19 protein-coding genes are annotated in these 19316 nt (G+C 74.7%); 6 read left to right on the top strand and 13 right to left on the bottom strand.

Going from position 1 to position 19316, the window contains the following annotated elements; genetic code table 11:
* Positions 1-95: 95 nt before the first annotated feature.
* A complete protein-coding gene (locus tag JOE61_RS19675; protein WP_193670256.1) occupies positions 96-416 on the top strand; it encodes a DUF4190 domain-containing protein in 321 nt (106 codons plus the stop codon).
* 18 nt (positions 417-434) lie between these two features.
* Here the strand turns inward: JOE61_RS19675 and JOE61_RS19670 are convergent, their stop codons facing one another.
* Genes JOE61_RS19670 through JOE61_RS19645 form a run of 6 tightly spaced genes read right to left on the bottom strand, consistent with a single transcriptional unit; the run spans position 435 to position 5863 of the window.
* The gene (locus JOE61_RS19670; RefSeq protein ID WP_193670255.1) at positions 435-878 is read right to left on the bottom strand and encodes a DUF2752 domain-containing protein; all 444 of its coding nucleotides are present in this window, start codon (positions 876-878) and stop codon (positions 435-437) included.
* Positions 879-891: 13 nt separating this feature from the next.
* Positions 892-1095, bottom strand: a complete 204-nt coding sequence (locus JOE61_RS19665) for an HGxxPAAW family protein (RefSeq protein WP_193670254.1) — start codon at positions 1093-1095, stop codon at positions 892-894.
* A 58-nt stretch (positions 1096-1153) separates the two neighbouring features.
* A complete protein-coding gene (locus tag JOE61_RS19660; RefSeq protein WP_193670253.1) occupies positions 1154-1798 on the bottom strand; it encodes a Trp biosynthesis-associated membrane protein in 645 nt (214 codons plus the stop codon).
* Complete coding sequence (gene hisI, locus JOE61_RS19655; protein ID WP_193670252.1) at positions 1791-2153, bottom strand: phosphoribosyl-AMP cyclohydrolase; 363 nt, start codon at positions 2151-2153, stop codon at positions 1791-1793. The genes JOE61_RS19660 and hisI overlap by 8 nt, the downstream gene beginning before the upstream one ends.
* 33 nt (positions 2154-2186) lie before the next feature.
* A complete protein-coding gene (locus tag JOE61_RS19650) occupies positions 2187-3998 on the bottom strand; it encodes an ABC transporter ATP-binding protein (RefSeq protein ID WP_193670251.1) in 1812 nt (603 codons plus the stop codon).
* A complete protein-coding gene (locus tag JOE61_RS19645) occupies positions 3995-5863 on the bottom strand; it encodes an ABC transporter ATP-binding protein (protein ID WP_193670250.1) in 1869 nt (622 codons plus the stop codon). Before JOE61_RS19645 ends, JOE61_RS19650 begins: the two co-directional genes overlap by 4 nt.
* 159 nt (positions 5864-6022) lie before the next feature.
* On the opposite strand from JOE61_RS19645, the gene JOE61_RS19640 reads away from it, so the two are divergent.
* A complete protein-coding gene (locus JOE61_RS19640) occupies positions 6023-7624 on the top strand; it encodes an amidohydrolase (RefSeq protein WP_193670249.1) in 1602 nt (533 codons plus the stop codon).
* Positions 7625-7631: 7 nt separating this feature from the next.
* On the opposite strand, the gene JOE61_RS19635 is transcribed toward JOE61_RS19640, so the two are convergent.
* From JOE61_RS19635 to JOE61_RS19625, 3 genes are read right to left on the bottom strand one after another with little or no spacing between them, the layout of a single operon-like run.
* Entirely contained in the window at positions 7632-8858 is a 1227-nt protein-coding gene (locus JOE61_RS19635) for a bifunctional RNase H/acid phosphatase (protein ID WP_193670248.1), read from the bottom strand.
* Positions 8855-9652, bottom strand: coding sequence for a zinc ribbon domain-containing protein (locus JOE61_RS19630; protein WP_307823113.1), 798 nt, complete (start codon positions 9650-9652; stop codon positions 8855-8857). The genes JOE61_RS19635 and JOE61_RS19630 overlap by 4 nt, the downstream gene beginning before the upstream one ends.
* Positions 9595-10791 carry a Nif3-like dinuclear metal center hexameric protein gene (locus JOE61_RS19625; protein WP_193670247.1) on the bottom strand — a complete coding sequence of 399 codons (1197 nt, stop codon included), beginning with the start codon at positions 10789-10791 and terminating at the stop codon, positions 9595-9597. The genes JOE61_RS19630 and JOE61_RS19625 overlap by 58 nt, the downstream gene beginning before the upstream one ends.
* A gap of 56 nt (positions 10792-10847) precedes the next feature.
* On the opposite strand from JOE61_RS19625, the gene JOE61_RS19620 reads away from it, so the two are divergent.
* A complete protein-coding gene (locus JOE61_RS19620) occupies positions 10848-11153 on the top strand; it encodes an antibiotic biosynthesis monooxygenase family protein (protein ID WP_193670246.1) in 306 nt (101 codons plus the stop codon).
* Positions 11154-11166: 13 nt separating this feature from the next.
* Here the strand turns inward: JOE61_RS19620 and JOE61_RS19615 are convergent, their stop codons facing one another.
* Positions 11167-12720 (bottom strand): AMP-binding protein, encoded by a 1554-nt coding sequence (locus JOE61_RS19615; RefSeq protein ID WP_193670245.1) that lies wholly within the window; start codon positions 12718-12720, stop codon positions 11167-11169.
* 242 nt (positions 12721-12962) lie between these two features.
* On the opposite strand from JOE61_RS19615, the gene JOE61_RS19610 reads away from it, so the two are divergent.
* The 3 genes from JOE61_RS19610 to JOE61_RS19600 all read left to right on the top strand — a co-directional run bounded on the left by JOE61_RS19610 (position 12963) and on the right by JOE61_RS19600 (position 15559).
* Positions 12963-13691 (top strand): hypothetical protein, encoded by a 729-nt coding sequence (locus JOE61_RS19610; RefSeq protein ID WP_193670244.1) that lies wholly within the window; start codon positions 12963-12965, stop codon positions 13689-13691.
* A 69-nt stretch (positions 13692-13760) separates the two neighbouring features.
* Positions 13761-14342, top strand: a complete 582-nt coding sequence (locus JOE61_RS19605) for a copper chaperone PCu(A)C (protein ID WP_193670243.1) — start codon at positions 13761-13763, stop codon at positions 14340-14342.
* Complete coding sequence (locus tag JOE61_RS19600; RefSeq protein WP_193670242.1) at positions 14342-15559, top strand: Dyp-type peroxidase; 1218 nt, start codon at positions 14342-14344, stop codon at positions 15557-15559. Before JOE61_RS19605 ends, JOE61_RS19600 begins: the two co-directional genes overlap by 1 nt.
* A gap of 285 nt (positions 15560-15844) precedes the next feature.
* On the opposite strand, the gene JOE61_RS19595 is transcribed toward JOE61_RS19600, so the two are convergent.
* The 3 genes from JOE61_RS19595 to larAH all read right to left on the bottom strand — a co-directional run bounded on the left by JOE61_RS19595 (position 15845) and on the right by larAH (position 19292).
* Positions 15845-16480, bottom strand: coding sequence for a hypothetical protein (locus JOE61_RS19595; RefSeq protein ID WP_193670241.1), 636 nt, complete (start codon positions 16478-16480; stop codon positions 15845-15847).
* A 279-nt stretch (positions 16481-16759) separates the two neighbouring features.
* Entirely contained in the window at positions 16760-17698 is a 939-nt protein-coding gene (locus JOE61_RS19590) for a lysophospholipid acyltransferase family protein (RefSeq protein ID WP_193670240.1), read from the bottom strand.
* A 10-nt stretch (positions 17699-17708) separates the two neighbouring features.
* On the bottom strand, positions 17709-19292 hold the full coding sequence (gene larAH, locus JOE61_RS19585) for an NPN-dependent hydroxyacid isomerase, LarAH14/15/16 family (protein ID WP_204797320.1): 1584 nt from the start codon (positions 19290-19292) through the stop codon (positions 17709-17711).
* Positions 19293-19316 lie beyond the last annotated feature (24 nt).

Below are 19316 nucleotides of genomic sequence, written 5' to 3'. Positions count from 1 at the left end.
CGCCCGTGGCTGGGCGCTCCTGGCGCGTCCGCCTGCGCGGGAGCCACCGGCGACGATATGTTCCGAGGACTCTGGCCCCACCACCTAGGAGCACCATGAGCTACAACGAGCCGCCTCCCCCGCCGCCGCAGTACGGGCAGCCCACCTACGGCGGCGACCAGCCCGTCGGCACCTCGAAGAAGGCCACCTGGTCGCTGGTCAGCGGCATCGTCTCGCTGCTGTGCTGCGGTCCACTGGGCATCCTGGCGATCGTGCTGGGCCGTCAGGCACAGGCCGAGATCGCCACCACCGGCCAGCAGGGCGCCGGCCTGGCCAAGGCCGGCTTCATCCTGGGCATCGTCGCCCTGGTCTTCCTCGTCGTGCAGATCATCGTCATCGCCAGCGGCGGCTTCAGCTTCGACTTCTCCACCAGCTGATCGCGAGCCGGCCCCGGGTCAGGGCGCCAGCCAGGTGCCCACCGGCAGCGGCAGGTTGCGCAGCAACGTGAAGGCGCCCACCACGACCAGCCCGGCCACCAGCACCACCGACGCCGCGCGTCCCCGCAGCCGGGGCGCGCGGCGTCCGTGCCAGCGCGAGAGCGCCCACGCGGCCAGCAGCGCCACGGCCACCGGCATCAGCACCACGAGCAGCAGGTTGCTCGAGGCCGCCGACGCGACGTCGCCGTGGGTGAGGTCGTTGACCGCCCGCAGGCCGCCGCAGCCCGGGCACCAGAAGCCCAGCGCCGCGGAGGGGCAGATGCCCCAGCTGCCGGCGACGTGCGGGTCGTGCAGCCGCAGGGCGACGGTGGCCAGTGCCAGGCCGCCGATGGTCAGCGCCGGCGCCCGCAGCCGCTCGCGCCGGGTGGGCGGCGGCGGTGCGACGGGGGCCAGGACGCTCATCGCGGCGGGGTGCTCAGTGCCCGGCCTCCTCGTGCAGGCCCATCTTGGCCATCACGAGGAAGACGATGCCGGCGGCGACGGTGATCGCCACGCCGATCCAGAAGACCGTGAAGCTCACGGGGCTGAAGAGCAGGCCCACGCTGCCGACGGTGAAGCCGAGGAGTCCCACGACCACCGCGGTCCAGGCTGCGGGGGTGTTGCCGTGGTTGTTCGACATGTCGCTGCTCCTCGGGTGTACGTCGATCGGTGCGGCCGAGTGTAGTGGCGCGCCGGGCTCAGCCCGCACCCCGGTCCGGCCCCGACGTGTCGTCGTCGGTCGGGTCGTGGCCCTCGTCGATGGCGCGCCACAGGTCGAGGCCGGAGAGCTCCTCCACCGGGCGGGTGGGCGCGGCCGGCCGGGCGCCGGCCGCCTGGCCCGTCGGGGCGTCGTACCGGCTGCCCATCTCGGGCCAGTGCGGCACCAGCCGCAGCGCCGCGCCCGAGGCGAGCACCAGCAGCAGCGAGCCGACCACCGCGGCGGCGTACCAGCCGGTGCGCGTGACAGCGGTGTCGCCGGCGCCCACCTGCTCGAGCGCGGTGCGCAGCTCGTCGGGCAGGCTGCCCCAGGCGGCCAGCGCGGCCACGAGGGCCCCCACCGACCCGAGGAGGCCCACCGCGACGACGACGCGACGCACCCGACCGCGGGTCACGAGGACCACGCCCCAGGCGGCCAGCGCCACCAGGGCGAGCGAGGTGACCAGCGGCAGGTCGTAGGCCGCCTCGGGGCCGCCGAGACCGACCGAGGCGGTGACGCCGGAGCCCGGGTCGCCCACGACGTCGACGCCCGGCCGGGTGCCGGCGACGGCCGTCAGGGTGCCCGCGGCCAGGCCCAGCAGCACGACCGGGGCGAAGGTGCGCCGCGCGCGGTGGGGCTCAGCCACGCTCGGGGCCACCCAGCGGCAGCAGGTCGGCGTCGAAGCAGGTGTGCTCGCCGGTGTGGCAGGCGGCGCCGACCTGGTCGACCTTGACCAGGATCGTGTCGCCGTCGCAGTCGAGGCGGACCTCGACGACGTGCTGCACGTGGCCCGAGGTGTCCCCCTTGACCCAGTACTCGCCCCGGCTGCGCGACCAGTAGGTGGCCCGGCCGGTGGACAGGGTGCGGGCCAGCGCGGTGTCGTCCATCCAGCCCAGCATCAGCACCTCGCCGGTGTCGTGCTGCTGGGCCACGGCCGGCACCAGCCCGTCGCTGGTGCGCTTGAGGCGTGCGGCCACGTCGGGGGCGAGCTGGTCGGTCATGGCCCCATCATCCCCCGGAGGGGCGGGCGGGGCTCAGCGCCCCTGCTGGGCCACCCACGACGCGTGCAGGCCCGCGTAGACCGATCCCGGCTGGGCGACGAGGTCGGCGTGCGGCCCGCGCTGCACGATGCGGCCGGCGTCGACGACGACCACCTCGTCGGCGGCCTCGGCCGTCGACATCCGGTGCGCGATGGTGACCGAGGTGCGACCGCTCATCAACCGCTCGAGGGCACGCCCGATCCGCATCTCCAGCGACGGGTCGACCGCGCTGGTGGCCTCGTCGAGCACCAGCAGGTCGGGGTCGGCCAGGTGCGCGCGCAGCAGCGCCACGAGCTGGCGCTCACCGGCCGACAGCGAGTCGCCGCGCTGGCCCACGCGGGTCTCGAGCCCGGCCGGCAGCCCCGCCAGCCAGTCCCCCAGGCCCAGCTCCTCCGCGCTGGCCCAGATGTCGGCCTCGGAGGCGTCGAGGCGGCCGTAGCGCACGTTGGCGGTGATGGTGTCGTCGAAGAGGAACCCCTCCTGCGGCACCAGCACGACGCTGCGGCGCAGGGTGGCCTGGGCGATGTCGCGCACGTCGACCCCGTCGAGCAGCACGGCGCCCTCCGAGGGGTCCATGAGCCGGGTCAGGAGCTTGGCGAAGGTCGACTTCCCCGAGCCCGTCTCCCCCACGATCGCCACCCGGCGACCCGCGTCGATGGACATGTCGACGTCCCGCAGCACCGGCGGGCCGCCGGGGTAGGCGAAGGTGACGTCCTCGAAGCGCACGTCGATCGGGCCCGGCGGCAGGTCGTGGCCCTCGGGCCCGGGGTCGACGAGGTCGGCGGGGGTGTCGAGGATGCCGATCACCCGGCGCCAGCCCGCGATCGCGAGCTGGGCGTCGGTGAGGATCTGGGTGCCCATCTGGACCGGTCCCACGAAGAGCGTGACCAGGAACGCGAAGGCGAGGATCTCGCCGGCGGTGATGTCGCCGTCCAGGCCCAGCAGCACGCCCACCACGATGACGCCGGCGTTGGCCAGCCCCGCCGAGACGCCGCCGAGCGAGAAGGAGAAGGCCGTGAAGCCCTGGGCACGGGTGCTCGCGACGCGGTGCGCGTCGACGGCCTCGTCGATGCGGTCCTGGGTGCGCGACTGCACGGCGTACGACCGGACCACCGCGGCGCCGACGACCGGCTCGGAGATGGCCGAGAGCATCACGCCGACCTGGCGGCGCACGGTGCCGTAGGCCTGCGACAGCTTGCGCTGGAAGTACTTCAGCGAGGCGAACAGCGGTGCGAAGCACAGCCACACCACCAGCGTGAGCTGCCAGGAGTAGACGAGCATCACCGCGGTCGCGATCACGACCTGCCCGATGCTGACCACGAACAGCAGGCCGCCGAAGACCAGGAACTGGCTGACCTGGTCGACGTCGCTGGTGACCCGGGCGACCAGGGCGCCGCGGCGCTCGGTGTTCTGGGTCAGCAGCGGCAGGTCGTGGACGTGGCGGAAGGCCTTGGTGCGCAGCGTGGCCAGCCCGCCCTCGGCGGTGCGGAAGAGCCGGCTGGTCATCTTGTACGACGCCCACGACGTCAGCACGATGGCCAGCGCGGCCAGCACCCCCATCCAGGCGGTGAAGGCGAGGTCGGGGCCGCCCTCGGCGCCGAGCCCGCGGTCGAGGGTCTGCTGGACCGCGACCGGCACCACGACCTGGCCCGCCGAGGCGAGCACGGCGTAGGCCAGGGTCGTGCGGATGCCGACGGTCAGCTCGGGCGAGTGGTGCAGTCCGCGGCGGATCGTCTCGATCGCGCGCATCTCCTCGCCGGTGTCGAGCGCGGTGCCCGAGGTCGAGGCGGCACGGACGGCACTCATGACGGCTCTCCTGCGGTGCTGGTGCCGGTGGTGGTGGCGCTGGTGGCTCCGACGCCGTCGGGGCCGGCCTCGTCCTCGTAGGCGTTGACCAGCGCGGCGTAGGAGGGGTTGCGCGCCAGCAGCTCGTCGTGGGTGCCGCGGTCGACGACGCGCCCGCCCTCCAGGTGCACGACCTCGTCGGCCAGCCCGATCGTGGCCTTGCGGTAGGCCACGACCAGCAGGCTCGGGCGCTCGGCGCCGTCGGCACCCGAGCGCAGCGCCGCCAGGATGCGTGCCTCGACCTCGGGGTCGACCGCGGACGTCGCGTCGTCGAGCACCAGCAGCCGGGGCCGGCGCACGAGCGCCCGGGCCAGCGAGATCCGCTGGCGCTGACCGCCGGAGAGCGAGGTGCCGCGCTCGCCGAGCCGGCTGTCGAGGCCGTGCGGCAGGGCGGCGACGAACCCGTCGGCCTGGGCCGCGCGCAGCACAGACCACACCTCCTCGTCGCTGACGTCGGCCCCCAGGGTGATGTTGCCGCGCACGGTGTCGTCGAAGAGGAAGGCGGTCTGGGCCACCAGCGAGACGGCCCGGGCCAGCTGGCCGGGCGCGAGGTCGCGCACGTCCTGGCCGTCGAGGAGGATCCGGCCGGCGTCGGGGTCGACCAGGCGGCTGACCAACGAGGTCAGGGTGCTCTTGCCGGAGGCGGTGGCTCCCACCAGCGCCACGGTGCGCCCCGGCTCGACGCTGAAGCGCAGGTCGTCGAGGAGCCGTTGGCCGGGGACGTGGGAGTAGCTCAGGCCGTCGATCTCGAGGTGCGCGCCGCCGCGGCCGGTGCGCGCCAGCGCCGCGTGGCCGTACGGCATCTCGCCGGTGGCCTCGAGCACGCTGGTGACCCGCCGGAAGCCCACGACGCTGCGGGGGAACTCCCCCAGCAGCCAGCCGATCGAGCGGATCGGGAAGGAGACGATGGTCAGCAGGTAGGCCACCTGCACGACGTTGCCGGGGTCGGTGGCACCGCTCTGCACCCGCGCGACCCCGACGGCCAGCACGACCAGCACGCCCAGGTTGGGCAGCGCCGCGAGGGAGGGGTCGAAGGCCGCTCGGATGCGCCCGGCGCGCACCAGCACCCCGCGCAGCTCCTGGGCCTTCGCCGAGAACCGGGCGGTCTCCTCGCCCTCGCGGCCCAGGGTCTTGACGACCATGGCGCCGTCGAAGGACTCGTGGGCGACCTCCGAGAGCTCCGCGCGCAGCTGCTGCGCCCGGGTCATCAGCGGCGAGCTGAGGCGCTGGAAGACGACGTTGGCGGCGATCACCGCGGGGAAGACGAGCAGCCCGACCACGGCCAGCACCAGGTCGGCGACGAGCATCTGGACCACCGCGATGACCATCATCGCGACCGTGCCGACCGCCATCGGCAGCGGCGCGACCGGGCCCCAGGCGGCCTCGACGTCGGAGTTGGCGTTGGAGAGCAGCTGCCCGGTCGGGTGGCGCTGGTGCCACTCCATCGGCAGGGCCAGGTACTGGCGGGTCACGGCACGGCGGGTGTGCGCCTGCATCCGGTACTGCATGATGCCGGCGCCCAGGCGCCGCGCGACGATGCCGACCGCGCGCAGGATGGCCACGCCCAGGAAGAGCGCCAGCACCGCCCACAGCATCCCCGCACCGACCTCGCCGGTCTCGAGGGCGGGCAGCACGACGTTCTCCGTCGACCAGCCCAGCACCCACGCGTCGGCCACCGTCAGGGCACCGAAGAGCACGCTGCCCAGCGCGGAGACCGCGAAGACCCACGGCTCGCGCTTGATGGCGACCCACAGCACGGCGAACCCGTCGCGAGTGGTCGTGGCCCGGCTCGCTGCCGCCCGGTCCGACCCTGCCTGCTGGCTCACCGTTCCCCCCGTCTCGTCGCACGCTCGACCGGTCTGCCCGGACCGCGGGCCAACCCCGCGGCACCCGAGGCTATTCCTGCTCGGCCCCGCAGCCCCGCTCACCCCACCCACCCTGATCACCCCTGATCACCCCCGCTCACCCGCCCCTACAGTGACGCCATGGACGCCCCCGCCCCCTCCGCCCGGGCCCGCCGCACCGTGCTGCGCGGCGCCCGGCTCCTCGACCCGACGACGCCGGCCCGGCCCGGCGGGGGCCCCACGGCCCTCGCGGTCGAGGACGGCCGGGTGGTGGCGCTGGGCAGCGAGGACGACGCCGACGCGTGGGCCGGCACCGGCGACGGCGCCCCGCAGGTGGTCGCGCTCGACGGCGCCCTGGTCACCCCTTCCTTCGTCGACAGCCACGTGCACACCGTGCGCACCGGCTTCGCGCTGACGGGCCTCGACCTCTCCGGGCCGACGTACGCCGCCGCCACCGGGCTCGACGACGTCCTCGACGCGCTCGCCCGGCACGCGCGGCGCCACCCCGACGACGCGGTGCTGGTCGGCCAGGGCTGGGACGAGACGCCGTGGCGCGCAGGCCGCCCGCCCACCGGCGACGAGCTCGAGCGGGCCGCGCCGGGCCGGCGCACCTACCTGACCCGCGTCGACGGGCACTCCTCCGTCGTCTCCCCCGCGCTCGCCTCGCTGGTGCCGGGCCTGCCCGACCTGCAGGGCTGGACGCCCGACGGCCGTGTCGAGCGCGACGCCCACCACGCCGTGCGGCACACCCTCGAGAACCTGATCGGCGACGTCGAGCGCCTCGACGCGGCGCGGGCGGCCTGCCACGCGATGGCCGGCGCGGGCATCGCCGGCTTCCACGAGAACGCCGCCCCGCACATCGGCCCCGAGGCCGAGATCGCCCTGGTGCGCCAGGCGGCCGACGAGGTCGGGCTCGCCGCGACCGTCTACTGGGGCGAGCTGATGGCGGTCGAGACCGCCGCGCGGCTGGGGGTGGCCGGCCTGGCCGGCGACCTCGTGGCCGACGGCGCGTTCGGCTCGCGCACCGCCGCGCTGGGAGCGGCGTACGCCGACGCGCCGACCTGCGGGCACGCCTACGTCGACGCCGCGCAGGTGCACGAGCACGTCGTGGCGTGCACGCGCGCGGGGCTGCAGGCCGGCTTCCACTGCATCGGCGACGCGGCGCTCGACGCGATCGGCGAGGGGTTCGCGGCCGCGGCGGCCGAGCTCGGCGACGACGCCGTCCGGGCCGGGAGGCACCGCCTCGAGCACGTCGAGATGCCCTCGGCGGCCACCATCGGCGTGCTCGGACGCCTGGGCGTCACCGCCAGCGTGCAGCCGATGTTCGACGGCCTGTGGGGCGGGCCCTCGGGCATGTACGCCGCCCGCCTCAGCGAGCGCTGGCGCGAGACCAACCCCTTCCGCGACCTGGCCGCGGCCGGGGTGCCGCTGGCGTTCGGCTCGGACTCACCCGTCACGACGCTGGGCCCGTGGGCGGCCGTGCGCGCGGCGGTGCACCACCGCGTCCCCGGCCAGGGGCTGGCGCCGCTGGCGGCGCTGGCCGCCCACACCCGCGGCGGCTGGCTGGCGGCCGCGCAGGACCACCGGGGCCGGCTGGCCCGGGGCTGGGTGGCCGACCTGGCCGTGTGGGAGACCCCGTCGGGCGTCGACGCCGACGGCGTGCCCGTGCTCGAGCCCGGCGCCGAGCTGCCCCGGCTGCTGCGCACCCTGGTGGCCGGGCGCACCGTCCACCAGGCGGTGTGAGCCGGGTCTACCAGCGGCCCGGCTCGACGGTGGCGCGCTCGCCCGGCGGCAGCGCGTTGTAGAGCCGCATCGAGCCGCGGGCCGCACCGTCGGCGGCGGGGTCGGCGTAGAACGACAGCACCGTGACCGAGGCCGGCGAGAGCTCCATGCGGTAGACCGCCTCGAGGGGAGCGCCCAGCGCGTGGGCCACGAGCGTCTTGATGGGGGTCACGTGGCTGACCACGACGACGGTGCGCCCGGTGTGCTCGGCCAGCACCCGGTCGAGGCCCGCGAGCACCCGCTCCCGCACGGTGCCGAACGACTCGCCGCCGGGCGGCGGCGTGTCCATGGAGCCCAGCCAGGCGTCGAGGCCCTCGCGGTCGCGCTCGGCGACCTCGGCGAAGGTCAGCCCGTCCCACTCGCCGAACTCCATCTCGGCGAAGCCGGGCTCGATCTCCACGGTGCGCTCGAGCCGGGCGGCGACCACCTCCGCGGTCTCGCGGGTGCGGCGCACCGGCGACGAGACGACCGCGTCGACCCGCTCGCCCAGCCCGGTGAGCCAGTCGGCGGTGTCGCGGGCCTGGGCCAGGCCCTCGTCGCTCAGGGCCGGGTCGTCGCCCCCGAGGCCGCCCGAGAAGCGCTTGGCCGCGGTGTGGCGGGTGACGCCGTGGCGCACCAGCACCAGCGTGGTGGGCGGCGCCGACGGGCCGCTCCAGCCGCGGTGCCCGGCCTGGTCGCGCGGCTGGTCGCCGCGCGCGGCGCCCGGCGACTCGATCTCCTCGATCAGCGAGTCCTCGTCGGGCACCTCCTCCTCGGGGGCGGGCTCGGCACCGGCCACCGTCACGCCCTCGCGCACCCCGTCGAGCGCCTCGTTGGCGAGGCGGTCGGCGTGGGCGTTGCGGGCCCGCGGGATCCAGGTGTACGTCGTGCCGTCGGGCGCGACCTCCCCGGCCTCGGCGGCCAGCACCTGCATGTCGGGGTGCTTGATCCTCCAGCGCCCCGACATCTGCTCCACGACGAGCTTGGAGTCCATCCGGACCTCCACCTCGGCGCCCGGCGCGTGCTCGACGGCCAGGCGCAGCCCCGCCACCAGCCCGGAGTACTCGGCCACGTTGTTGCTGGCCACCCCGATGGTGCGGGCGTCCTCGGCGATGACCTCGTCGCTGGCGGCGTCCTTGAGCACGGCGCCGTACGCCGCCGGGCCGGGGTTGCCGCGCGAGCCGCCGTCGGCCTCGACGACGACGCGCGAGGTCACAGGCCCGACTCCGCGGTGCGCACCAGGATGCGCGTGCACTCCTCGCAGCGCACCACGAGGTCGGCCGGGGCCGCACGGATCACGGAGAGCTCGGCGTTGTCGATGCTGAGCTGGCAGCCGGTGCAGCGGCGCTGGTGCAGCATCGCCGCGCCCACCCCGCCCTTGGCGGCGCGCAGCTTCTCGTAGAGCGCGAGCAGGTCCTCGGGCAGCCCCTCGACCGACGGGCCGCGCTGGGCCTCGACGTCGACGAGCTGGGCGTCGATGGCCGCGACCTTCTCGTCGCGCGCCGCGATCAGCTCGCCGAGCCGCACGTCGGCCTGCTCCAGGAGCGTGGTGACCGAGTCGAGCACCGACTGGGCCTCCTCGAGACGCTCCATCACCTCGATCTCGTCGTCCTCGAGGCTGCTGATGCGTCGCTCCAGCGACTCGAGCTCGTGGCCCAGGCGCTCGAGGTCCTTGGGGTTGCCGACCTTGCCGGTGTCCATCCGCTCCCGGTCGCGGGCCCGCCGCGCCTTGACCTGCTCGACGTCGGCGTCGACCTTGGCCTGCTCGACGGCCAGGTCGTCGACGACGATGCGGGCGTCACGGGCCTGGTCGTCGAGCTCGTCGCGGTGGGTCTGCAGCTCGGTGATCTCGGCGATCTCGGGCAGGGTGCGGCGCTGGTGGCGCAGCTGGTCGGCCCGGGAGTCGAGCTCCTGGACCTCGAGCAGGGTGACCTGGGCGTTCGGATCGGCTTTCAGCGGTCTCTCCTGGCTGTGGGGTGTGCGGTGTGTGCATCGGGGCGGAACGTCCACGGGTCGGTGCACCGGGTGCTCACGCGGGTCTCCACCGTAGCGCCCCGCTCGCCCGCCAGCGCCGCCCGGAGTCGCGCCTCGAGCACCGGCAGCCAGGTCCACTCCGCCGCCCAGTGCGCGACGTCGACCAGCGCGGGCCCCTCGTGCTCGAGGAACTCCGAGGCCGGGTGGTGACGCAGGTCGCTCGTGACGTAGACGTCGACCTCCGCCGCGCTCCCCGTGCCGAGCACCGTGTCGAGCAGGAAGTCACCGGCGCCGCCGCAGACCGCGACCCGCCGCACCTCGCGGTCGGGGTCGCCGCCGACCCGCACGCCGTGCACCGTCGGGGGCAGCACCTCGGCGACCCGGGCGGCGAAGGCGGCCAGCGTCATCGGCTCCACCGTGCCGACCCGACCGGTGCCGGTGCTCGACAGGCCGGGGTCGGCGAGCTCCACGACGTCGTACGCCGGCTCCTCGTAGGGGTGCACCGCCAGCAGCGCCCGCACCACCTCGGCCCGGCGCGAGCGCGGGGCGACGACCTCGACGCGCACCTCGGGCACCTCCTCGAGGTCACCGACCGTGCCGATCGTCGGGGTGGCCCCGGGCAGCGGGCGGAACCGGCCGACGCCCTCGACGGTGAACGAGGCCGACTCGTAGTCGCCCAGGCGCCCGGCGCCCACCTCGGCGAGGGCCGCCCGCAGCCGGTCGGCGTCGGCCACGGGCACCAGCACCCCGAGCTTGTCGAGCGCCGGACGCGGAGCGGGCAGGATCGGGCGCAGGTCGTCGAGCCCGAGCGCCAGCGCGAGGGACTCCGAGACGCCGCCCTCGGCCTGGTCGGCGTTGGTGTGGGCGGCCAGCAGCGCGCAGCCGGCCCGGGCCAGCGTGTGCAGGGTGCGCCCCTTGGGGGTCTCGGTGGTGAAGCCGTGCACGCCCTTGAGGAACAGGGGGTGGTGCACCACCAGCAGGTCCGCGCCCCAGTCGGCGGCCTCCTGCGCCACCGCCGGCGAGGGGTCCACGGCCATCATGATCCGGCGTACCGGCTGGGCGGGGTCGCCGTGCACCAGCCCCACGCGGTCCCAGGAGTCGGCGGTGCCGGGCGGGTACCACCCGTGCACCAGGTCGACGACGTCCCTCAGCGTGGGCTCGGTGCTCGTGTGCATGGCAGGAGGCTATCGGCGCCGGTGCCGGCGTCGGGGCCGGCGCCTAGGGTGGCGTCATGCCCGTCGTGAAGATCAACGCCATCTCCGTCCCGCCCCAGGCCGGCCCCGAGCTCGAGAAGCGCTTCGCCGCGCGTGCCGGCGCCGTCGAGGGCTCCCCCGGGTTCCTGGGCTTCCAGCTGCTGCGCCCCACCGCCGGCGAGGAGCGCTACTTCGTGGTCACGCACTGGGAGGACGAGGAGTCCTTCGCGGCGTGGCGCGACGGCGGCGCCCAGGCCGCGCACGCCGGCGAGCGGGCCAAGCCCGTCGCCAGCGGCGCCGACCTGCTGGAGTTCGAGGTCGTCATGGACGTCCGTCCCTCCTGAGCATCCCCGCGGGTCAGTTGACCTGTCGCTGCTGGCCCTCCCAGTAGGGCGCTCGCAGCTTGAACTTCTGCAGCTTGCCGGTGGCGGTGCGGGCCAGCTCGTCGCGGATCTCGACCGACGTCGGGGCCTTGTAGCCAGCGGCGCGCTCCTTGCACCAGGCGATCAGCTCGGCCTCGGTGGCCTCGGTGTCGGGCGCCAGCACGACCAGTGCCTTGATGGTCTCGCCCCACTTCTCGCTGGGCACGCCGATCACGGCGACCTCGGCGACCGCGGGGTGCGAGAAGAGCACGTCCTCGACCTCGATGGAGGAGACGTTCTCGCCGCCGGTGATGATCACGTCCTTCTTGCGGTCGCTGATGGTCAGGTAGCCGTCGTCGCCGATCACGCCCCCGTCGCCGGTGTGGAACCACCCGCCGGCCAGGCAGCGCTCGCTCTCCTCGGGCTGCTCCCAGTAGCCCTCGAGGCAGACGTTGGAGCGGGCCAGCACCTCTCCCTGGTTCTCCGGCTCCTCCGAGGTCGCGAGGCGCACCCCGAGCGCCGGGGCGCCGGCGCGGGTCAGCCTCGCGGCCCGCTCCTCGGGCTCCAGGTCGTCCCACTCGGCACGACCGCGGTTGATGGTCAGCAGCGGGGAGGTCTCGGTGAGGCCGTAGATCTGGATGAACTCCCAGCCCAGCTCCTCCTCCACCCGCACGACGGTCTTCGTCGGGGGCGGCGCGCCGGCCATGATGATGCGCACCCGGTCACGCCCAGGGATCGGGCCGTCCCACTCCTGGGCCGCCTCGAGCACGGCCGCCGCGACCGCCGGGGCCGCGCACATGACGGTGACCCCGTGCTCCTCGACGCGGCGCAGGATCTCGGCGCCGTCGATCTTGCGGATCACCACGTGCTTGGCGCCGGCCTGGGTGGCCACGAAGGGCCAGCCCCAGCCGTTGGCGTGGAACATCGGCAGGGTGTGCAGGTAGACGTCGCGGTCGCTGACCCCCGCGTGCATGCCGAAGGTCACCGCGTTGGTCCAGATGTTGCGGTGGGTGATCTGCACGCCCTTGGGTCGCGCCGTGGTGCCGGAGGTGTAGTTGATGGTCGCCGTGGCGTTCTCGTCGGGCTCCCACGGCTGCGGCACGCTGCCCTCGGGGGCGTAGATGAGGTCGTCGTCGCCGATCACGAAGCGGTGCTCGGCGGTGACGTCGCGCAGCTCCTCGTCGATCTCGGGGTCCACCACCAGCACCCGCGCGCCGGAGTGGTCGACGATGTACTGCACCTCCTCGGGGCGCAGCCGGAAGTTCACCGGCACCAGCACCCGCCCGTAGCCCGCGACCCCGAAGAACGAGGTGAGCAGCCGTGCGCTGTTGTGGCTGACGACCGCCACGCGCTCGCCGACCCCGATGCCGAGCTCGTCGAGCCGCGCCGCCTGGCGCGCCGCCAGCTGCGCCATCTCGCGGTAGGTCAGCCGGCCCTCGTCGCCCAGCGGCTCGGCGGGCTGCTCCGGCTCGTCCACCACCCCGACCCGGTCGCCGTAGACCTGCACGGCGCGGTCGATGAAGTCCGAGACGCTGAACGGGACGATCATGGGGCTCCTCCAGTCAGTGGTGTGACGCCGCCCACTCTAGGCAGGCGCCGGGCAGCGCGCCGTACGCCGCCCTCGCCCGTACGCCGAGCGGTGCGGGCGCGGCGACGAACGGTCCGCGCCGACCTCGCCGGCTGTAGCCTGGGCCCACCCGACCACCACCCCACCACCACCGCCAGCACCGCCAGCCCCGGAGACCGACCATCACGCGCGAGCAGCAGCCCACCCGGCCCACGAGCCTGCTCGTGTGGCTGCGGGCAGCCGTGCTCGGTCCGGTGGTGCTGCTCTCGGGCGCCGTGTCCCACGTGGCCGCCGACGGCCTGCTCCCGTCGCCGGTGGTGATGGCCCTCGTGCTGGTGGCCTGCACCGCGCTGAGCGCGGCCTTCCTGCGCTCGCGGGCCTCCGCGCTGCGGCTCGTGGCGCTCGTCGTCGGCGGGCAGGCCGCCACCCACCTGCTGCTCTCGGCCACGGCCGGCCACCAGGACGCCGCGTCGGCCGCGGCCCCCACGACCGGGCCCTCGGCGGGCCCCGCCCTGCAGGCCGTCGCCGACGACGCAGGGCGCCGCGTCGGGTCGCTGTCCGACCACTTCGACGCGGCCTCGGCCGCCGGGGGGCGGGCCGGCGAGGCCGTGACCGCCGGACCGACCAACCAGGTCCTGGGCCACCTGGTCGACCACACGCTCGCCCAGGGGCCGCTCATGCTCCTGGCCCACACCCTGGGCGCCGTCGCGCTCGGACTGTGGCTGGCGGCCGGCGAGTCGGCGCTGTGGCACCTGCTCGTCCTGGCATCGGTGCGGGCACGGGTCGCCGTGACCCTGCAGGTCGCGCTGCTGCCGCTGCGCGCCTCCGCCCTCGGCGGCCTCGACGCCGCCCGCCGGCTGCCCGTCCCGCCGCTGCTGCTCCTGTCGCTGGAGCGCACCCTGCCCCACCGTCTCGTCACCCGTCGCGGTCCTCCCTTCCTCCTCGCCGCCTGACCCGCACCGCCCGCCGGCGGTGCTTCCCCGCGCGCTCGCGCGCGCCCCCGTCGTACGAGGAGAACCCCGATGACCCGCACCACCCGCACCACCCCTGCCCGCGGCCGCGCCCGCCGGCTCGTCCCCGCGGCCGCCCTGGCCCTCGCCCTCGGCGCCGGCCTGGCGGCCTGCGGCGACGAGGAGCCCACCGGCTCAGCGGACACCGCGTCCGCGGCCACCGAGCAGGCCGGCTCCGTCACGATCGGCGACCCCTGGGTGCGCGCCACCGTGGGCGCCGAGGACACCTCCATGTCGGCCGCGTTCATGACCCTCGACAACGACGGCGACGAGGACGTCACGCTTGTCGGCGCCAGCACCGAGGTCGCCGGCATGGTCGAGATCCACGAGATGTCGATGGTCGACGGCGCGATGGCGATGCAGGCGGTGTCCGACGGCCTCGTCGTCGAGGCCGGCCGCGGCAAGGTCCTCGAGCCCGGCGGCTACCACGTCATGCTGATGGACCTGCAGGGCGAGCTCGCACCCGGCGACGAGGTCGAGCTGACGCTGGAGTTCTCCGACGGCAGCGAGCAGGGCCTGACCGCCCCCGTGAAGGAGTTCACCGAGGAGGAGGGGCACTACCACGAGCCCGGCACCGGCGAGCACGACCACTGATGAGCCCGGCTCCACGCGTCAGCCGTCGGCGGCTCCTGGGGTACGTCGGCAGCACCGGCGTGGGCGCCGCGGCCGGCGCGGGAGCGGTCCTGGCCGTCGGCGCCGAGGACGCGGCCCCCGCGTCCACGGCGCCGGCACCGGCCGTCCCCGGCCGCACCATCGAGCCCTGGGGAGCCCACCAGCCCGGGGTCGCCGCGCCGCAGGCGGCGGTGAGCGAGCTGGTCGCCCTCGACCTGCTGCCCGGTGTCGACCGCGACGCCCTGGGCAGGTTGATGCGTCTGTGGACCGGCGACGTCGAGGCCCTCGCCGCGGGTCGCGGCGCCCCGGGCGACCCGGCCCCCTGGTTGTCCCAGCCGGCCTCCGACCTGACGATCACGGTCGGGGTCGGCCCCGGGGCCTGCCGCCCGGGCCTCTTCGGCGCCGGTCCCCCGGGCTTCGGCGACGTGCCGCCGATGCGTCACGACCGGTTGCAGCAGCGCTGGAGCGGCGGCGACCTGGTCGTGCTGGTCGCCGGCCGCGACGGCACCACCGTCGCCCACGCCGTACGCCGCCTGGTCGCCGACGCGGCGCCCTTCGCGCGGGCACGGTGGCGCCAGGTCGGCTCGTGGAACCCGACCGACCCCTCCGGCCGCCCGCAGACCGGGCGCAACCTCTTCGGCCAGGTCGATGGCTCCGGCAACCCCCAGCCCGGCACCCCGCTCTTCGACGCCACGGTGTGGGTGGACGAGGGGCGCTGGGCCGGGGGCAGCAGCCTCGTGGTGCGCCGCATCCGGATGGACCTCGACACCTGGGACGAGCTGACCCGCGACGAGCAGGAGCGCTCGGTCGGGCGCGCCCTGGCCGACGGCGCACCGCTGACCGGCGGCCCCGAGCTCGCCGACCTCGACCTCGCGGCCCGGTCGCAGGGCAGGCTGGTGGTGCCGGCCGACGCCCACGCCCGACGGGCGCACCCCAGCCTCAACGGGGGCCGCCGGATGTTCCGCAAGGGCGCCAACTACACCCGCGAGGTCGAGACCGAGCAGGGCGTCGAGGTCGAGAGCGGGCTGGTGTTCCTGGCCTTCCAGGCCGACCTGGCCGACCAGTTCGTGCCGGTGCAGCAGGCGCTCGACGAGTCCGACCAGCTCAACGAGTGGACGACGGCGATCGGCTCGGCCAGCTTCGCGGTGCTGCCGGGCTTCGAGCAGGGCTCCTGGCTGGGCGAGCAGCTCCTCGCCTGACCCGCCGAGCCGGCGCCAGTTCCGCGCGAGCCGGCGCCAGTTCCGCGCGAGCCGGCGCCAGTTCCGCGCGAGCCGGCGCCAGTTCCGCGCCGTACGCCGCCGTACGCCGGGAACTCACGCCGGCTCGCCAGGAAGTCATGCCGGCTCGCGGAACCCGAAATGCACTCGAGCCGGCTCGCCGATGACGAGCCGGCTCAACGCAGGCGAAGCACCAGGTGCCGTGCGGCCGCCGCTCCCTCCGCGGCGGCCACACGTGTCTCCGGCTCGGGGCCGGAGCGATCAGGGTCAGCGGGCCTCGGCGGCGCGCTGGGTGGCGTCGAAGACGAACTTCACGGTGTCGGTCTTGAGCTGGAAAGTGTTGTCGGCCGCCTGGGGCAGGGCCAGGGTGATCCGCAGGTTCGAGACCTTCGCGGAGCCGTTCAGCGCCGCGGTGACCTGGGCCAGGTCGCGGTTCGCACCGATCACGGGCACCGACGCGACGATCGAGGTGATCGGGCCGGCGCAGGTCATCTTCTTGGAGTCAGCGACCTTGACCCACGGCGTGGCGCACTGGTCGATGGACATCTGCAGACCGTTCTTGGCGTCGCTGGTCAGGATCGAGGGCGCCGTGGCCGCCGAGGTCGTGGTCAGCACGACCGACCCGAAGCCCTCGGTGGTCCCGGCGCGGGTCAGCTGCACCGCACGCTCCACGGTGTCGCCGGGGACCAGACCGACCGCGGCCATGTCCAGGCCCTGCGTGCCCTGACCGGCCAGCTCGATCTTGGTCTCGCCCGACGCAACGGCCTCGGTCGCCTCGGTGCTGGAGGTGAACGAACCGAACGTGCCCAGACCCGCCACCGCGGTCGCACCGGCGACCAGCGCCACCGAGGCGACGACACGAGTGAGGGACTTGCGCGAGGAAGAGGTGCTGTTCGAGGCCATGAGGGAGGTCCTTGTCTAGAGGCCGGCGACAGTGCCGGTCCGGGGGCGATGAACCAAACTCTGCAGCCCCCACCTCAAGCCACCACCAGGCAAAGACCCCCCGTTCCCACAAGCAACCCGCAAGACCACAAGACCAGCCCGCGACCCGGCCGGTTCGAACCAGCCGACTCGCGGCGTACCCCGCCGTACACCAGGAACTCACGCCGGCTCGGCGAGGAACTCGTGCCGGCTCGGCAGGAACTCGTGCCGGCTCGGCAGGAACTCGCGCCGGCTCGCGGGTCAGCGCTGCCAGACCCGCCGACGGGGACCGGTGGGCGGGTCCGCGGCCGGCGACTCGGTCTGGGCCCACACCCGCCGCCAGGTCGCCACGTCGGGGCCACCGGGGTCGGGGGTCGAGCCCGTGGCGCGCCGGCGCTGGGCCTCCCACCAGGTGCTGCTGTCCTCGTCGAGCAGCGCCGCGACGGCCTCGCGCACCCGTGGGGCGTAGTCGCGCACCGACTCGCCCCCACGTGCGCGCAGCGGCTCGCCGAACCGTACCGTCAGCTGCCGCCGCCCGCCGGCGTCACGCCCGGGCCACCCGGCCCCGCGCGGCATCGCGGCGAAGGTCCCGCGGTGGGCCACCGGCACGATCGGCACGTCGTGGGTGTGCGACAGGTAGGCCGCGCCCATCCGGAAGGTGTGCATCCAGCCGTCGCCCGAGCGGGTGCCCTCGGGGAAGATCACCAGGCTCCAGCCGTCGGCCAGCACCTCCCCCGGCGTCGCCGACATGGAGCCCCCGCGACGGTCGATGGGGAAGGTGTTGAACAGCAGCGACGAGCCCACCGCCCGCCACCAGGTGTCGAAGAAGTAGTCGGCCGCGGCGGCCACGGCCGTGCGCCGGCGCCACTCGTCGGGCAGCGCGAGCAGCAGCAGCGGGGTGTCGAGGTGGGAGGCGTGGTTGGCCACGAAGATGACCGGACCCTCGACCCGGTCGAGCACGTCGAGTCCCTCGACCCGGGTGCGCACCTGGGAGCGGAAGACGGGCTCGAGGCCCACCTTCTGGGCCACCTCGCGCGCGGCGAGGGCCGGGCGACGCCGCGCCCAGTCGGAGCCGAAGACCTGCGTGCGCACCGGCTCGACGTACGGCTCGGCCGAGCGCGGCACCTGCGAGCGCCGTCCCCACCGCCAGCCGCGAGCGGTGCGGCGCACGTCGTCGACGCCCTCGCGCAGGAACCCCATCCGTGCCCCCTCAGACCCGCACGTCCGCCAGCAGGTGCGGCGGGTTGTGCAGGTAGGTGATGGAGGGGCTGGTGCCGACGGTCCCGGAGGCCATCTCGAGGGCGTCGGCCAGCGTCGAGGCCGCCCGGAAGCCGAGCCGGGCCGCCGCGCGCCGGTCGCCGCCGACCCAGATGACGTCGCCGACGTGGTCCATCGCGTGCGCCGCCCAGTACCACATGTAGAAGGGGTGCACCCCGTGGTAGGCGTGCGAGGTGCGGTAGAGGTGGCGGTACCACGGGTCCTCGGCGAACTGCCGCTCGTACTTCTCGCCGATGACCGCCGGGTCGGTGGTCTCGGCCAGCACCTCCTCGTAGAAGTCGACGTACGACGGGTGGTGCAGCTGGTTGAAGCCCTCGTCGAGCGGGTGGTAGAGGATCACGGCGCCACCGCGGCGCACCACCGGGTGCCCACGGTAGGAGTTGAAGTAGTAGCCCAGCCCCATGCAGGTGGCCAGCACCGGGTTCATCGAGCTGTTGACGTTGTAGGGACCCAGGTAGGGCACGCCCATCACCAGCACGTCGGAGGTGCCCTGCACCTCGACCAGCTGCTGGCGGTGCACCCGGGCGAGGGTCTGCTCGTGCACGGCCTCGACCTCGCCGGCGGCGATGCCGGTCAGCCCGTAGGGCGCCCGCAGGTCGTGGAAGATCTTGTGCCGCAGCTTCTGCGGCGCCAGCGCGAGCCCGCGCCGGGCCGCGAGCATGGAGGCCTGGTCGCGCACCGACCACTCCCACTCGCGCTTCATCAGGAACTCGTAGGGGCGCGGGAAGACGTCGTTGTTGAGCGTGGTCTCGACCTGGAAGACCGGCACGGTGTCCTTGATGACCCGCCCGATCCGCCACGCCGACTGGTGCATCGCCGACTTCTGGTGGTCCATGAAGGAGCGCGAGTGCACCATCGTGTGCGCGTTGTGGTGGTGGCGCAGGCTCTTGTACGACGCCAGCCCGATGCCGACCGACTTGTGCCCGCCGTCCATGGCGACCAGGTTCACGTTGACGTAGACCAGCAGGTCGGACTCGGCCGCCCGCTTGCTGATCTCGATGTCCTCGCCGCGCTCGGTGGTGCCGAGGTGGCTCAGGGCGTCGCGGTCCTCGGCGTCGAAGTTGTAGAGCTTGCCCTGGGGGTGGAAGGAGCGGAAGACGCGCTCCCCGACGATGTGCTCGAGCTCGGCGGTGGTCATCCGGCGGTGCAGCGCGTTGGCGGCGATGATCTCGACGTCGTCGACCCCGGCCTCGGCGGCCATGGTCAGCACCTGCTCGATGATGCGCTGGCGGATGTCGGGGCGGCGCATGCTGGGCAGCGGCAGCGAGACGTCGTCGAAGGCGATGGTCAGCCGCATCCCGGCGAAGAGCCGCTCGGGCAGCGGGTCGCTGTCGACCGGGTGCAGCAGGGCGTCGCGCACGGCGCCCTCGACGTCGGCGATGCCCGGCAGCGACTCGGGCGGGTAGATCACCCGGGTGCCGAGGGGGAAGTCCTCGAGGCGGAAGCCGAGGCCCTCGTGGACCACCAGCGGCGGGGTGCGGTCGTCGACCTCGAGCACGAAGCCTGGTCGGGTCACTGGGTGCTCCTCGCCCTGGTCGTG

Source organism: Nocardioides salarius (assembly GCF_016907435.1).
In the GTDB taxonomy this organism is placed as follows: Bacteria; Actinomycetota; Actinomycetes; order Propionibacteriales; family Nocardioidaceae; genus Nocardioides; species Nocardioides salarius.
Note: the sequence above shows the minus strand (reverse complement) of the source record. Positions and strands in the feature narration are given on the sequence as shown.

Coding starts and splice junctions, on each gene's coding strand:
- hisI (WP_193670252.1), bottom strand. CDS start 2,153: ATGACCGACCAGCTCGCCCCCGACGTGGCCGCACGCCTCAAGCGCACC.
- JOE61_RS19640 (WP_193670249.1), top strand. CDS start 6,023: ATGGACGCCCCCGCCCCCTCCGCCCGGGCCCGCCGCACCGTGCTGCGC.
- JOE61_RS19620 (WP_193670246.1), top strand. CDS start 10,848: ATGCCCGTCGTGAAGATCAACGCCATCTCCGTCCCGCCCCAGGCCGGC.
- JOE61_RS19600 (WP_193670242.1), top strand. CDS start 14,342: ATGAGCCCGGCTCCACGCGTCAGCCGTCGGCGGCTCCTGGGGTACGTC.
- JOE61_RS19625 (WP_193670247.1), bottom strand. CDS start 10,791: ATGCACACGAGCACCGAGCCCACGCTGAGGGACGTCGTCGACCTGGTG.
- JOE61_RS19665 (WP_193670254.1), bottom strand. CDS start 1,095: ATGTCGAACAACCACGGCAACACCCCCGCAGCCTGGACCGCGGTGGTC.
- JOE61_RS19605 (WP_193670243.1), top strand. CDS start 13,761: ATGACCCGCACCACCCGCACCACCCCTGCCCGCGGCCGCGCCCGCCGG.
- JOE61_RS19615 (WP_193670245.1), bottom strand. CDS start 12,720: ATGATCGTCCCGTTCAGCGTCTCGGACTTCATCGACCGCGCCGTGCAG.
- JOE61_RS19650 (WP_193670251.1), bottom strand. CDS start 3,998: ATGAGTGCCGTCCGTGCCGCCTCGACCTCGGGCACCGCGCTCGACACC.
- JOE61_RS19675 (WP_193670256.1), top strand. CDS start 96: ATGAGCTACAACGAGCCGCCTCCCCCGCCGCCGCAGTACGGGCAGCCC.
- JOE61_RS19670 (WP_193670255.1), bottom strand. CDS start 878: ATGAGCGTCCTGGCCCCCGTCGCACCGCCGCCGCCCACCCGGCGCGAG.
- JOE61_RS19590 (WP_193670240.1), bottom strand. CDS start 17,698: ATGGGGTTCCTGCGCGAGGGCGTCGACGACGTGCGCCGCACCGCTCGC.
- JOE61_RS19595 (WP_193670241.1), bottom strand. CDS start 16,480: ATGGCCTCGAACAGCACCTCTTCCTCGCGCAAGTCCCTCACTCGTGTC.